The sequence below is a fragment of the Bradyrhizobium sp. YCK136 genome, from assembly GCF_044570075.1.
Classification (GTDB): Bacteria; Pseudomonadota; Alphaproteobacteria; order Rhizobiales; family Xanthobacteraceae; genus Bradyrhizobium; species Bradyrhizobium diazoefficiens.
The window spans coordinates 458,662-473,118 of sequence record NZ_CP172424.1; the positions used below are offsets into that span (position 1 = coordinate 458,662).

Annotated in this window: 8 protein-coding genes; 5 read left to right on the forward strand and 3 right to left on the reverse strand. The window is 58.5% G+C overall.

Going from position 1 to position 14,457, the window contains the following annotated elements:
• Nucleotides 1-11 precede the first annotated feature (11 nt).
• Nucleotides 12-587 (reverse strand): DUF6272 family protein, encoded by a 576-nt coding sequence (locus ACFLEY_RS02220; RefSeq protein ID WP_396604494.1) that lies wholly within the window; start codon nucleotides 585-587, stop codon nucleotides 12-14.
• Nucleotides 588-805: 218 nt separating this feature from the next.
• Nucleotides 806-1,735 (reverse strand): SpoIIE family protein phosphatase, encoded by a 930-nt coding sequence (locus ACFLEY_RS02225; protein WP_396604495.1) that lies wholly within the window; start codon nucleotides 1,733-1,735, stop codon nucleotides 806-808.
• A gap of 147 nt (nucleotides 1,736-1,882) precedes the next feature.
• Here ACFLEY_RS02225 and ACFLEY_RS02230 point away from each other — a divergent pair, with 147 nt between their 5' ends.
• Nucleotides 1,883-4,936: an SIR2 family NAD-dependent protein deacylase gene (locus ACFLEY_RS02230; RefSeq protein ID WP_396604496.1), complete on the forward strand. Its 3,054-nt coding sequence runs from the start codon at nucleotides 1,883-1,885 to the stop codon at nucleotides 4,934-4,936.
• A 195-nt stretch (nucleotides 4,937-5,131) separates the two neighbouring features.
• Here ACFLEY_RS02230 and ACFLEY_RS02235 read toward each other — a convergent pair whose 3' ends face one another.
• Complete coding sequence (locus ACFLEY_RS02235; RefSeq protein ID WP_396604497.1) at nucleotides 5,132-5,389, reverse strand: hypothetical protein; 258 nt, start codon at nucleotides 5,387-5,389, stop codon at nucleotides 5,132-5,134.
• A gap of 330 nt (nucleotides 5,390-5,719) precedes the next feature.
• Here ACFLEY_RS02235 and ACFLEY_RS02240 point away from each other — a divergent pair, with 330 nt between their 5' ends.
• The 4 genes from ACFLEY_RS02240 to ACFLEY_RS02255 all read left to right on the forward strand — a co-directional run bounded on the left by ACFLEY_RS02240 (nucleotide 5,720) and on the right by ACFLEY_RS02255 (nucleotide 14,261).
• Nucleotides 5,720-6,988, forward strand: coding sequence for an IS256 family transposase (locus tag ACFLEY_RS02240; protein WP_038952271.1), 1,269 nt, complete (start codon nucleotides 5,720-5,722; stop codon nucleotides 6,986-6,988).
• Between the two features lie 230 nt (nucleotides 6,989-7,218).
• On the forward strand, nucleotides 7,219-8,190 hold the full coding sequence (locus ACFLEY_RS02245; RefSeq protein ID WP_396604498.1) for a hypothetical protein: 972 nt from the start codon (nucleotides 7,219-7,221) through the stop codon (nucleotides 8,188-8,190).
• 955 nt (nucleotides 8,191-9,145) lie between these two features.
• Nucleotides 9,146-12,826: a S8 family serine peptidase gene (locus tag ACFLEY_RS02250; protein ID WP_396604499.1), complete on the forward strand. Its 3,681-nt coding sequence runs from the start codon at nucleotides 9,146-9,148 to the stop codon at nucleotides 12,824-12,826.
• A gap of 10 nt (nucleotides 12,827-12,836) precedes the next feature.
• On the forward strand, nucleotides 12,837-14,261 hold the full coding sequence (locus ACFLEY_RS02255) for a hypothetical protein (RefSeq protein ID WP_396604500.1): 1,425 nt from the start codon (nucleotides 12,837-12,839) through the stop codon (nucleotides 14,259-14,261).
• Nucleotides 14,262-14,457 lie beyond the last annotated feature (196 nt).

The window sequence follows — 14,457 nt, forward strand, 5'->3', positions numbered from 1 at the left end:
CCGGTTTGCGCCTAGATGGTTGAAAGCAACATGAACGATTTGTCGTCCGACGTGCTGGAAGCGAATCGAATGGGCATGCTGGACAAAGCTGCGATGGTCAGCATCCCGGCGCCACTGCCATATGATTTGCTGGCAGGGGACGAATTCGTCCGCAACAGGTCCCTGTTCCGCCGTTCGAATAATATGTCCCGATGCTTCGGCGGCTTCGCCATACTGTCGATGGCTTTGATGATTCTGTGCAATCGCTGGATCTGACTCCTTCGGCCCTGGCCGAACAACCACACTCCGATATGACCATCGTAGTGGCTCACAACCAGCAGTTCTGGACGGGATTGGTCGCCGGCACCATGCATCAGCGTATTGCACGCAAGCTCGATGATAATGTCTTTCACGGCCTGGATCGCCCGCACGCTGGCGCCCATTCTGCGGAGCTTGAGCTCGATTGAAGCGAGCGCCTTGTTCAAGTGTTCGCCATTCACCAGATCCGGTCGTTCGGCAGAAAATATCACATTGCGATCTGGATCGAGGAAATATCCGAGCCTGTATTCGGCAGCTTTGTCCCGGATCAGGCTGTGGTGGATTGTCATGCAAACCCCCTTGAGTCTGCGCTGAAAGGTTTGACGCTGGCTGACAACTTGCGGCTGCGGGAGTGTCGCGCCAATTCAAACCAGGACGCAAGTCCCGGTGCAACTGAATAGCGAGGCCCGTCTGCCTGCAGATCTGTGATCGATTCGGTTGTACAAGTCGTTAACATTTCGGATCTGGCAACGATTTCCCCGCAGATCTTGGCACTTTCTAGCGCCGATCAAGTCCAAGCCGCGCGTAGATCGACCACGACCGCTAAACGATCATCGTCCTTTTCTTCTGGTATCATATAACCTTTACGAAAGGCCTTGGCGGCGGCTACCAGTGTGGACGCCACAACCGCGGCTGGGGATTGGCCGCGGCTATGACCTGTCTTGCGCCGGGCGAGGGCCCCTTGCAACGCGGTTCGAATACCAGTCTCCCCGAAGCTTTGCGGATTTCCGTCGACGACCCTTCTGAGATCGTGAAATCCGTCCGTCACCACCGCCAGGAAGCGGGTTTCCCGTACATCGAGAGGGACATCCTTCGGCTCAAAAGGTACGGTAATTTCAAGGCTGGTCGGAAAATTGATGCCATCCTGGTCGTTGAAATCACCGACGCGAACGATGCCCTTGGGGCCGACTTTGAACAGCGGCAGCCCTGCACTGGCGCATGTCACCGCCTTGGCCCCCGGGCGAATTCTGATAACGATCGCGTCGACGCCGTGGTGGAGGGGCTTGTTGCTATCTTCGATCAGAGCGGCTTCGCCTACTTTTGCGAAGAAAGCATGGAGCTCCTTGAGCACCTTGCTGCCGGTCGGCGCGCGCTTTTTTTTTGCAAAACTGTCGAAAATGTTCTGCAGAGCTGCCGCGACAAATACCTTGAGCGCGCCGGCATAGGCGTGATGTCCGGTCGCATCTCCGACGATGATGTAAATGGAATCGTGGGCATGCTTCACAAGGAAAAAATCCCCTTCTATTCGGAGATCCCAGCCGCGTTCGGCGGAGCAACTATCCGCTTCTGGGTTGGTCTTGTCATACCGCGCTGCAAAAAGACCTTTCTCTGTTGAATCGCCGCTAAAAATCTGGCGGAACATTGCAGCGTTAAGTTGCGAAAGATCGTTCAATTCTTGCCGCATTGCTTCGACGCGTTGGGTCGATATCTCTGCCAAAGTGAAGCCTCATAGAAGTGGCCAAAAAGCCCGCGGGCCTTGACCGGTTCCTACATTCGAGCGGCGAGGTTCTCATTTGATGCACGCGATAATTGTCAAATGCGAAGAATTGTGTCAATAAGCCGTTGAGCGCGTGGCGGGTCGCAAATGGACGTCGAAAGCTCGATCGAAACGATTGCAGTGGCACTCGCAGCGCGGGACGGGCGTGGCGGCGGTCGGGCTACGGCAATGATTGGCGCGGGCTTCAGCCTGAATGCTCAGCCGCGAGTGGAAAGCAGACGCAGATTTCCGCTTTGGCGTGACATTGTCCGCCCCCTGATCGACGAGTTGTTGCCCCCCTGCGCCCACTGCCCTCCGATGGGGCTTTGCCCGGAACCGCGACCTGCTCACTGTCAGCTCGGCGAGCGGCGCCGCGCACTGTTCGAAGATGCCAGCGGCGCCTCAGGGATGATGTCGCTTGGAGACAAGTTCGAAGCGCAAAAGGGCTCAGCGCGCTTGCGCGCGGCCCTGGAGACTGCGGTACCGGACGCTGATTATGCGCCAGGCTTGGCTCATCAACTCCTGGTGCGGTTGCCCTGGGCGGACATTTTCACGACCAACTGGGATTCGTTGCTGGAGCGTGCGGTCGATACGTATGACCGTTCCTATGACAGCGTAGTCACCGTCGAACAAATTGCGTCCACCTGTGCTCCGCGGATTGTCAAGCTCCATGGTTGCGCGCGATCGGGAAGCCGCCTGATCTTCACCGAAGAGGATTTCCGCACCTACCCTAAGACGTACGCACCCTTTGTCTCGCTCGTTCAACAAAGCCTGATGGAAAACGTAACTGTCCTGTTCGGCTTTTCCGGCGCCGATCCGAATTTCCGCGCCTGGCATGGCTGGGTGCGGGACCATCTCGGGCGCAATATTCAGCCTATCTATCTGGTCAGCCTGCGCCCGACCGATCCGATCGATGTCAACCTGATGGCGGGAAGACTGATCAATCAGATAGATCTCTCGCAAAAGCGAGAATGGCAGAACCTGTCGTCGAACGAGATGATCGAGAAGTTCCTTTCCGATATCCACAATCGTCTTCACAGCCTGCGCGTGAATCTCGAGTGGCCGACAACTCGTCGCAATCCTTCGGAGGAAGATCCGTCAAGCCGGCCGGCAAAAAACCATTTGGATTGGCGGCGGCGGCTCGACGCCTATCCGCGTTGGCTCGTCGCGCCAGCGCGCAATCGGTCGGCCCTTCTTCTTGCCCTCGATGAGGCACTTTCGCTCACATTTGACACCGCTATCGAACGGGGTGTGTTGGGTAAGCTAAACGAAAGAGCAGACGCCAAGGTCAGCAGAAGGCCGCCAAATCTCCTGACTGAAAGAGAGAAGACCGCGCTCATCGTCGCCGAGAGTTTGCGGATCGGCCTGGCGCGGCCAGGAGGCGAGCTCTCCGGTAAGCTCAAGAATATATTGCTGGAAGCCCTTGTCGGGCTTCTCACGATCGATGCCACCGGGGGCAGATCGTTCAATTCGCTCCAGGACCTTCTCACCCACTTCCTGGGCGATATCGGCTCGCCAGATGACGAAGCCGCTCGGGCAAAACATATCATTAAAGCGAGCAAGAACGCATTTTCGGGTGGGCGGCCGAGGGCGCATAATGGCGTGCTTGATCTGCTTCCCCTGTTCGAAATCGTCGAACGGGAGGCGCGCCTGGACGATGATGCCGCGACGGCCCAGCTTCTGCGCGACGTGTTGTGGATGGTTGGAGGCGAGGGCCCTGGCCGCGAACTCGCCGTGCGCGGGGCGCTCGCATTTGCGCTGACGCATCTCCAGATCCAGGTGATCGACGAGCTGCTGTCGCTCTGGCCGGATCAGCCGCATGATGCGGCGAGCAATCTGAGGCGCTCTGCCACGCTTCGCGAAATCGGATGGATCAAGGAATCATTCGAGGAGATTTCCGGCACCGTGGCGCGGTTGCGCTCGCTCGGGAGTGCGCGACGGCGAGGCGTTGCGGAGGCTTCCAAGGAAGCCTGGGCATTCTATCTCTACGCTGACTTGCTGGAAGCCAACAAGGACGTTCTGGGGTCCGTCGTGACTCCGCATCAGAGGTATCTGTCTCTGGACGACGTCATCGTTGAATTGCACGAACGGCTTGACGAGCTCGAGACGAACCGGTGCGATCCGCGTCGAGAGATCGACCGTCTCTTCCGCGACCTCGATACAGCAGCCATTCAAACTCGCCTCGGAGGTACAGCCGCTCCGCCCAGCTTCAAGCCGCCCTTGCAGCACATCATTGCCGATCCGGCTTCCACCTTCGTGATACTTTCTGAAGCCGTCGGAGTTGCTGCAAATCACTCGCACGGAACAAGTCGGCTTGCATTGATCGCAGCTCGTCTCCTTGCGCCCACTCATCGTCAGTTGGCAATCGGCCTTCTGCTCCGCGCCGGCACGCCGGAAGACTTGCGCTTCACTAGGCCCAGTTCCAGCTCGGAGGGGGAATGCCGGGATAGGGACATTGTCCGCCTTACCGACGAGGCTGGATGGCGGATTGCGGACGTCGTATTCGACAGGGATACTTATCGCAAGGATTTCACCGAGCTGGCGAAAGTATTGGATCGGCTAGTTGCGCTGTCGCCGGTTCGGCAGCAAGACCTGGTCGATCCCCCTTATCTCGATCGCAAGGTCCGATTGCTTCAGCATCTGGTCGCCGGCTTGATTGCGCGCGAAGAGGGGACGGCGGACCGCGATTTGGTTGAGGAGGGTTTTCTACTCGCATGTCGGGTAGCGCGTTCGCCGATTATTGCGGCGACGCGAGCGGGGTGGGCCAATCAATCCGAAATGTTCGATGTCGTTCTCAGAGTATTTCCTTGCGACAGAATCGACTTCGCCTTGGAGAGTCTGCTCAGTTTCCCAATTCCCGCCGGGGCTGAAGAATCATTGGCTGCTGCGTGGCCGGACCCCTTTCGTCTTCTGGTCGAAGCCTGGTACGAAGATGATCCGAATCAGGGCTCGTCCTTACAATCCGAGTTGCGTGATCTTGGTAAGCAGCTTTTGGCCAGCGCGAAGCCCACGATCCAGGGCTTGCCGGAAGTTCGTTCAGCGTTTGCGGAGAAGCGGCGAACGTTGCGTCTCCTTGAAGTCGGAAGCTCTTCGGAGCTTCACCTTATGGTTCGACGCCGCATCAGCTTTCTCGACGAGATTTTGTCACAGACCCCGCCCTGAGATCCGGCGAAAGCGAATAAGCCGGCCATAGCTTTCGACGCGACCGGCATTCCCCAACAATTGGGTAGGATTTCAAGACGCCCTTCTCTTGATATACGCCGGGCGACATACGCCGTGGGCACATTATGCAAAAGGGGAGTGTGCATGAATCCTGAACCGACGCCTCCGGTGCCGGGCCCGCCATCGGTTGAAGGATCACAATTGGCCGGCGCTGATTTTGATCTCCCGACGATAGTCCCGCCGCCACCGACTAGTGCAAACGAAGGGCGCGCCCGGCATTTGCGTATGGATCAACATCGCATTAAAGGGGGAATAGAACCGAAACCGACCGACAAACCGCATCAATTCGAGGTAGGCGTCGCTCGAATTATATTTATCGGCGAGGGTAAAAATCTCGTCGAGTGCCATCCATGCTGCTTCCTGATCCAGCGGAGCTTCCAATAGCGGTGTCATTTAGACTTGGTCACTTTTGTTTTGGTGGCGGCACGTTGACGGGCAATGCTTATCGCTTCGCTGGGAGACCATGGGCAGAAGTTGGAAGGGCTGCGTGGTCAGATTTGCTGCTTTGCTGCGGGGCGTACCGCAGGAGGCGCCTTCGGCCGATCGACTTCGGCTCCACGGAAAGCCGTTCGTTCTATACGTCTTAATCATCCCGCTGATGAATCCGGCTTCCGGTCCCGCTTCCCGAGCTATGGCGGAATCTGGGTGATGACGGTGTGAGGAAGGCGGCGTATCGAGGCGGGTGACGAGCCTGCCAGAACCTCTCGAGGAGAGCGATACGCCATGACCGAGACTACCAATGTTCTTGCTTTCCGTCAGCCGTCCGCGGTTGATGATCCACTGACCGATATCGTTCGAGCCGGCGCGCGGGACCTGCTTGCCAGGGCGATCGAGATCGAGGTTGGCGCGTTTCTGGCCAGCACGGCCAATCTGACGCTGCCCGACGGTCGAGCGCGCCTGGTCCGACATGGGCACGGTCCGGTGCGCGAGATTGCGACCGGCATCGGTCCGGTGGAGGTCGCTCGTCCCAAGGTCCGCGACCGCGGAGCGAGCGGGCCAGGCGACCGCCTCCGCTTCAGTTCGGCAATCCTGCCGCTATGGGCGCGGCGGACGAAGAGCCTGGATGCCTTGATCCCGGTCCTCTATTTGCGCGGCATCTCGACCGGCGACTTCCAGGAGGCGCTCTCGGCGCTGCTCGGCAAGGATGCGCCGAACCTGTCGCCTTCGGTGATCGCCGGCCTGAAGGCCGATTGGCAGGTCGAGTACGAACGCTGGCAGAGACGCGATCTGTCGGCGCGTCGCTATGTCTACATCTGGGCCGATGGCGTGTACCTGCAGGCCCGCATGGAAGATCACAGCGAATGCATGCTGGTGCTGATTGGCACCACGCCGGAAGGCAAGAAGGAGCTGATCGGCTTCCAGGTCGGCGTGCGCGAGAGCGCGCAGAGCTGGCGCGAACTCCTGATCGACCTGCGGCAACGCGGGTTACGGATTGCCCCGCAACTCGCCATCGGCGACGGCGCCCTCGGCTTCTGGAAGGCACTGGACGAGGCCTTTCCCGGCACGCGGCACCAACGATGCTGGTGCCATAAAGTGAGCAACGTACTCGACAAGGTCGCCAAATCCGTGCAGGGCCCCATGAAGAACGACCTGCGGAACATCTATCTGGCCCCACACCGGGCCGAAGCTGAAACCGCGATCGACGTCTTCGTCGAGAAATACCACGTCAAATACGGACGTGCGGTGGAGTGCCTGATCAAGGATCGCCATGCGCTGCTCGCCTTCTTCGACTTCCCTGCTGAGCACTGGATCCACCTACGCAGCTCGAACCCGATCGAGAGCGTCTTCGCCACGGTGCGCCACCGAACGGTGCGGACCAAGGGATCGCTGTCGCAACAAACTGCGAAGCTGATGGTGTTCAAGCTCATCGACGCCGCATCGAAGACCTGGCGGCGATTGAAGAGCACGAACCAGTTGCCGAAAGTCATCGCCGGTGTAAAGTTCATCGACGGAATCGAAGTCATTCCGAACACTGAAAGCCACGCCGCCTGATCAGGCCGCGTCACCCAAAATCAGCCATAGCTCCCGCTTCCCCGGCTGGCGCCCTTGTGGCGTCCACTGAGACGCATTTGGTATTCTTTACCACCGGCGAAGACAAAAACTGAGCCAGTAGGGCCACAAAGGGGTAACTGCGGCATACAACGCTTGCAATGGCGCTACACCCTAGAGTAGCATATCATTTTTCGTTAGATATTTTGCGATCGTACGCGGGGGCGCAAATTATGTTCGACCGAAAAGGATATTCGCTAACAGCTTCCATCATTGTCATTGGATTTCTTAGCGGGTGTGGCCTGTACGTCCCCGCGTTGAGTGAAATCTACGACGGTCAAGACACGCAAACCATGGTCAACGCCGTCGTGGAGCACGTTCAGTGCGAGGTGCAGACCAGCGTTCAGTTTCTTCTTCTTGACGACATTGATGCGGCTGCAGCAGCAAGTGCTGCGGGACTGCAGCAGGGCCGCTCCGTCGATTGGCTGAATAAGTGGGGAGCGCAGGCGATCCTGACAATAACAGTCGATGAGAAGGGTTCTCTTAATCCAGGCGTCACGTTTACTCCGCCGATGGCGCCTGCCGTAACTCAATTTGCCCATAACATAACGGTAACTACTCCGCAGAGTTTCTCCCTCGGACTCGGCGGGAGTGCATCTGCGGACGCAACTCGAAAGGAAACGCTGTCTTGGCTAATCGACTTCAAGCGTTTCACCGACAAGGCTTCGCTAGCAAAAGCCAGAGCTTTGAGGGACCAAATCTACGAACTTGCTGCCGCATCGGGCACCGAGCCGGTTGCAATGTTATGCAACCAGCAGCACGGGACGTTGGTACAGGGCGACCTAAAGCTCAAGGAATGGCTGTACGCTGCTACGACGCCCACTTTCGTGCGCGGCGGCGCGGTTCCAGACTACGCCAAATCTTTGCAGGCAGAAGCCAAAGCATCGAAAAAGGACGTGATCGCCCACGAGATAACCTTTGTTATCCTGTATAGTGGGAATGTCACGCCATCATGGAAACTTCTGCGCGTTTCCGCGAACACCGGATCGTTACCGCTATTAGGCACCCAGCGGAGCCGCACCCAAGATCTGATCATTTCGATGGGACCTACAACCGAGGCCGGCCCGTCACAAGCTCAGCAAAATGCGGCTTTGGCGTCACAGATCGGAATTGCGGTCGCCAATGCAATCAAGGGCAATAACTAGATGTTCTAGTGAAGCCATAATGGGACAAGGCTTTCCACTCTGTGAGCTAGCCTTCAATACAGGGAGAAGATTATGGCAAAAAAAGTAGCACAGACAATCCCGGACAGACATCAAGGAGTGCCCCGAAATTACAAGATAGCTCGCAAATTGGGGTATAAAAAATCGAAGTTGAAGTTTGCCGATCTAAGCAACAAATTACATAGTCAATTCGTCCGACTCGCCGAGCATGGAGCAAGAGAACATTCGCTCTGCGGCGTTGCTCCGAGCACCGACCCGCGTTACTGGCTCGTGTGCTATAAGGATAAATCTGGCAACTGCAATTATGTGGACGTACCAAGAGGTGCGCCGATCCCACATGATTAATCTATAAAGCGCTAAACTAGTTGCTTCGTAAGCGGGGCGTTCAAGCCGGTACTTAGTTCATGGGTCCGCCTGAACACCGCGCCGAAGCGCCAATGCCACCAAGTGACGGGCGAGGATGGAGCCGACTTGAAGGCTGTGTTGCAGATTGCAAGATTTGATCTTCGCGGGCGTGCCGTAATTAAAAGCAGTGTCGGACTGCATTGAAAAATCGATCGCTCGATGTTGCCGACGCCTGCCGCCGCCACCTCGTCATCACCCGCCGCCTCAGGCTGCTGGATGAGAGCTTAACCGGACCGCTGCAAAGACTTGGTCGCCAAGGCTGGCGCGCGTCTGATGCTCGTGCCGGACTGGAAGTCGACAACTGTCTGGACGGAGGAAAAGCGGGAGAAAGGCCAGGTCTGGGGCCTGAAGACGATCGAGTCCTTACACCCCCGGCTCGCCAACGGTTGAGAGTGGTGTTTATCGACGCGCCAAAACGGCGAATCTTCCAGTGGTCGCACCGTTGCGACACTCGCTTCGGTTGCGGCCGATAAAGATTTGAGTTACATATGCTGTTGTTCTGCCCACCTAAGCTGACGCAACACCATTTTTAATGTTCGATATTGATGACGCCGGGCATCTCTGGGTTGATCACTCGGCCGGAGTTTTCGTGATGCAGCGCATTCTAGTAAAGGCCGCGCCGGGTTTTTCCGCACCGCAGCTTACCTTCGGCGCTTCAACTGTGACGTTTGCGGCCACCCGCCTGTTCCAAAGCATTGACTCGCAGCCGGCGTTTGGCGCGGCCGGTGGCGAGGTTTGGCACCTTCTGACGCCGCCACCCGGATTTGCCGAGGCAAATGCCTGGGACGTCTGTCATTCGCTCATGCAGCAGGGGATTGGGGTCGCGGGCAGGCCGCCGCCTACATTCGCTGAGCCTGACGTCGAACAGAAGTGGACAACGGGCAAGTCTTCCGAGGGCGGGCGGGCCCTAGCGCAGTCGTGCGAAAGTGCGGACACGCAGAGTTCCGATTTCCCCCGCGATAATGACAATTACTGGTTCCGCGCCGCCTCCCACTCGCAATTTGACAGCGCGATCGCCGCGATCGGCGGACCGCAGGTCGCCTCGAAAGTTCGTATCGCGCATTTCGACACCGGATACGACCCCAATCACCACACCCTCCCAAAACGGTTGCGTCGCGATATCGGACGTAACTTCGTCAATGACGACAATCCGAATGATGCGAGCGACCAGACCAGCGGACTCCTCACCAATCTCGGTCACGGCACCGGCACGCTCAGCATCCTTGCCGGCGCCGCATTGCCAGGACAGCCAGTGTTGGGCGGGGCGCCGTTTGCAGAAATCGTGCCGGTTCGGGTCGCCAACCGGGTCGTGCTGTTCAGCAATAGTTCGATCGCGCGCGCGTTCGACTATGTGCATGGGCTGAACGCCAACGGCGCCGATCGCGTCGACATCATCACCATGAGCATGGGCGGGCTGGCGTCGCAGGCCTGGGCCGACGCCGTGAATGCGCTATACGAGCAGGGCGTCTTCATCGTCACCGCGGCCGGCAATAATTTCGGTAATCTCCCGACCCACAACATCGTCTATCCTGCTCGGTTCAACCGTGTCATCGCCGCCTGCGGTGTGATGGCAAATGGCAAGCCATACGCTGACCTCGACATTCGACTCATGGCCGGCAATTACGGGCCCGACAGCAAAATGTCGACCGCGGTCGCGGCACCCACGCCCAATGTGCCGTGGGCGCGCTTTGGTTGCAGCAGTATCGTCGATTTCGATGGCCAGGGCACGTCGGCTGCGACGCCGCAGGTTGCGGCCGCTGCGGCGATCTGGCTGCAAAAGAACCGCGCCGCTGTCGATGCCTATCTGCAAGGGTGGATGCGGGTCGAAGCGATCCGCAACGCGCTATTCGAAAGCGCCAAGGGAAACGAACAGGAAGTCAAACGCCTCGGGCGCGGCGAATTGCGAACCAGCGAAGCGCTCGCCGTAGTTCCCGGCGCGGCATCGACCCTTCGCCAAACCGCCCCTGACACCGTCTCGTTCCCGATCCTGCAGATCCTGACCGGCCTCGGCATCCAGGCGATGCCGGATTCTCCACAACGACGGATGCTCGAACTGGAGGCTTTGCAGCTTTCGCAAAACACCGACATCGAAAGCATCATCCCGCCCGACCCCGCTGCAGCGTCGCCGGCCGATCTGCGGCGTCTTGCCGAGGCGCTGATCGCGCATCCGCGGGCATCGACTGCGCTTCGGCTGGCCTTGGGCGGAGCGGCTGCAAACATCCCCGTTGGAAACCCGACACCCCCGAAGCCCCTGGGTAACGCTGTTCTCACCGTTCAACTTGAGCACGCAAAGCGTCCGCGTCCGCCGAAGCCGGCAATCCGGCCGTTGCGAGTGTATGCCTACGACCCATCGCTGGGCGCGAAGCTTGATACGCTCGGCATCAACGAAGCCACACTGGAGGTCCACTGGGAGGACGACCTTAAGCAGGGTCCGATTGGCGAATATATCGAGGTGATCGACGTCGATCCCGCAAGCCAATGCTGCTATGCTCCGGTCGACCTAAACCATCCGCACATTCTGACGAGATCGGGCCTGACGCCCTCGGAGGCCAATCCGCAGTTCCACCAGCAGATGGTATATGCGGTGTCGATGAAGACCATCGAGTATTTCGAGAAAGCGCTGGGCCGCGTCGCGCTTTGGGCGCCGCGCGAGATTGTAGTGCCGCAGGAAACGCACGCTTCGGAAACCGAGAAATGCCCGGACACGGAGCCCACCAAAAAACTAGAATACGTACAGCGGTTGCGAATCTATCCGCACGCGCTGCGCGCCAAGAATGCCTATTATAGTCCGGAACACAAAGCACTGTTGCTTGGCTACTTTAGCGCATCCGACTCCGCGGCAGAAGGCCTGATGCAAGGCAGCGTGATCTTCACGGCAGTTTCGCATGACGTGGTCGCTCATGAGACGACGCACGCCTTGCTCGACGGTGTGCATCGGCGCTTCCGCGAGGCGACTAATCCAGACGTATTCGCGTTCCACGAGGCGTTTGCCGACATCGTCGCGATATTCCAGCACTTCACGCTTCCGGAGGCGCTAAGCCACCAGATCGAGGCCACACGCGGCGATCTCGAACAGCAGAATCTGCTCGGTCAACTTGCGGTTCAATTCGGCGAGGCGACTGGGCGTTACGGCGCGTTGCGAGACTATATTGGCGAAACCGAAAAGGCGAAGGATGGTAGCGGCGAAAAGGGGAAATGGGTTCGCCGCGAACCGAAACAGAGCGACTACGATGACGCAAGGGCAACGGGAGACCCTCACGCCATCGGCGCTGTAATGGTCGCCGCGGTGTTCGACGCCTTTCTTCAGATCTACAAGCGACGAACGGCTGACCTCGTGCGCCTTGCCACCGGAGGCACCGGCGTCCTGCCCGACGGAGCGATCTCGACTGATCTGGTCAACCGCCTAGCGCGGGAGGCGAGCAAGGTCGCTAGCCAAATCCTGAATATATGCATACGCGCATTGGACTACTGTCCGCCGATCGATATCGTCTTCGGCGAATATTTGCGCGCTTTAATCACGGCCGATACTGATCTCGTGCCTTATGACAGGCTCGGTTACCGCATCGCGTTCATTGAGGCGTTTCGTAACCGGGGAATCTACCCGCGCGACGTGAAACATCTTTCGCCCGGCAGCTTGATCTGGGAGCCGCCGCCGTTGCCTTTGCGGCAGGTGAAGGTGCAGGAGGTTCTTAAGAAAATGTCGACCGACTGGGATTTGAAGAGCGAGCGCAAGCAGGCATACGATCTTTCGAACGAGAACGCCCGTGTTTTGTGGCACTGGCTGATGGATAAGACAGCCGTCAGCGACGACGAATTGGCAGCTCTCGGTCTTGTCCGAATTCCTGAACCCGTGCCGTACACGATCGGCAGCCAGGAAGGTTGCCTGCGCACGATCGAGGTTCATTCAGTACGACCGGTACGTAGGGTCGGCCCCGACAGCAACATTCGCTCCGACTTGGTTGTCGAGATCACTCAGAGCTTCCGGCCAAAGGGGATGCCGGGGGCGCGATTTCGCGGCGGGTGCACGTTGATCATCGACCTTGCGACGGCGGAAGTCCGGTACATGGTGCGCAAAAAAGTCGATAGTGCCTGGCGCTTTGCCAATCAGATGAAATTTGCCGCCGATACCAGCGGCGGTCTGCATGGCAATTACTTCGTAGACCCGACCAACGCCCGCGAGCCCTTCGCTTTGATGCATCACGTGCACGGATAGGAGAAGGTCATTGGCGCGCACGGCAAAGAAGAAGGTGGCCCGGAAATCGAAGCGGCCGCGGCGCGGAGCGCCCGCGGCACTTGTCGCAGCAGCTAGAGCAGTGACGCCGGCTTCAGGCTACCGGGCCAAGGTCAGAATGTATCGCCAGGGCCTGGGCGATTGTTTCCTAATTGCGCTGCCGCGCACCGACGGAAGCAAGCGTCCGTTCTACGTGATGATCGACTGCGGTGTCGTTCTGGGTACGCCCGATCCTAGCACGATCATGAATCAAGTCATGGACAATATCGTCGAAGTCACCGGTGGCGGGGTCGATCTATTGATCGCGACCCACGAGCATTGGGACCATCTCTCGGGATTCGTTCAGGCCAAGCAATCCTTTGACAAACTAAAGGTCGGCCAAGTTTGGTTGGCCTGGACTGAGAACCCTGATGACGAGCTGACCAAGAAATTAAAAAAGGAGAAGGGCCTGGCGCTTACCGCCCTGCGCATGGGGCTGAGCCAAATGCAGATGGCAGGGGATCCGGACGGCGTCGCTGAGCTCAGCGGTATTCTGGAGTTCTTCGGTCTAGCCAAGGGACCAACGACCGCAGACGCGCTCAGCAATGTTCGGGCGAAGACGGCCAAGCCGCGCTATTGCCTTCCGACCGATCCGCCAGTCCAGCCCGCGGGGACCAATGCACGGTTCTACGTGCTTGGTCCGCCCCATGACGAGAAGATGCTGCGCAAGATCAACCCGTCGGCGAGCCAAAAGGAAACTTATGGTCTGGCGCTCGACAGTTTTCCGCTATTCATGGACGGCGCGGGTACCGCGTTGAGCAATGCTGACACCGACCGTCCGTTCGATCAGCAATACGAGATTCCCTTCGCTTACGCGCAATCGGCCCCTGAACTCCATTTCTTCAGGGAGCGTTACTGGCAGCCGGGCGACGCTGCGCCCGATGCATGGCGCCGCATCGATAGCGATTGGCTGGGCGGTGCTTCAGATCTAGCGTTACAGCTCGACAGCCTGACCAACAACACTAGTCTCGTGATTGCTATCGAACTGCCCGGCGGTGACGTCTTGTTGTTCGCGGCCGATGCGCAAGTGGGCAACTGGCTGTCCTGGAAGGACTGTTTGTGGACAGTGGACGGCAAGACCGTCACCGGGCCAGACCTGCTCAAGAATGCGATCTTCTACAAAGTAGGTCACCATGGCAGCCACAATGCCACGCTCAAGACGCTGGGCCTCGAAGAAATGCAGCGACTCCGGGTCGCGATGATTCCGGTCGACCATGAGATGGCGGTCAAGAAACGCTGGGGAAAAATGCCGCTCGACGAGCTCGTCGCCGCGCTCAACGAGCGCGCGAAGGACGTGGTCCTCCGCGTCGACCAGCCAATGGCCAAGAAGCAAGCAAGCGTCATTGAGGACGATTTGTTTTTTGAGGTCACATTCTAGCAGTCGGCTCGCGAGACGATAGCGGTAAGAACGGCTGCAGGAGGTGAGGTTTCTATGAAACACCATACTGCTCCAGAGGCATCCTTTCGGACTTATCGCTCGCATACCGGGCGCGGCTCGCCGAAACCGCACTTTGGTGTGACATGGGCGGGCCGTTGCGGTTTAGCACCTCATGACGCCAAGGCGAACAAACATT

What these genes read in the sequence shown, in the direction of transcription:
- ACFLEY_RS02220 (WP_396604494.1), bottom strand. Translation starts at nt 587, where the DNA reads ATGACAATCCACCACAGCCTGATCCGGGACAAAGCTGCCGAATACAGG.
- ACFLEY_RS02230 (WP_396604496.1), top strand. Translation starts at nt 1,883, where the DNA reads ATGGACGTCGAAAGCTCGATCGAAACGATTGCAGTGGCACTCGCAGCG.
- ACFLEY_RS02235 (WP_396604497.1), bottom strand. Translation starts at nt 5,389, where the DNA reads ATGACACCGCTATTGGAAGCTCCGCTGGATCAGGAAGCAGCATGGATG.
- ACFLEY_RS02240 (WP_038952271.1), top strand. Translation starts at nt 5,720, where the DNA reads ATGACCGAGACTACCAATGTTCTTGCTTTCCGTCAGCCGTCCGCGGTT.
- ACFLEY_RS02245 (WP_396604498.1), top strand. Translation starts at nt 7,219, where the DNA reads ATGTTCGACCGAAAAGGATATTCGCTAACAGCTTCCATCATTGTCATT.
- ACFLEY_RS02250 (WP_396604499.1), top strand. Translation starts at nt 9,146, where the DNA reads ATGTTCGATATTGATGACGCCGGGCATCTCTGGGTTGATCACTCGGCC.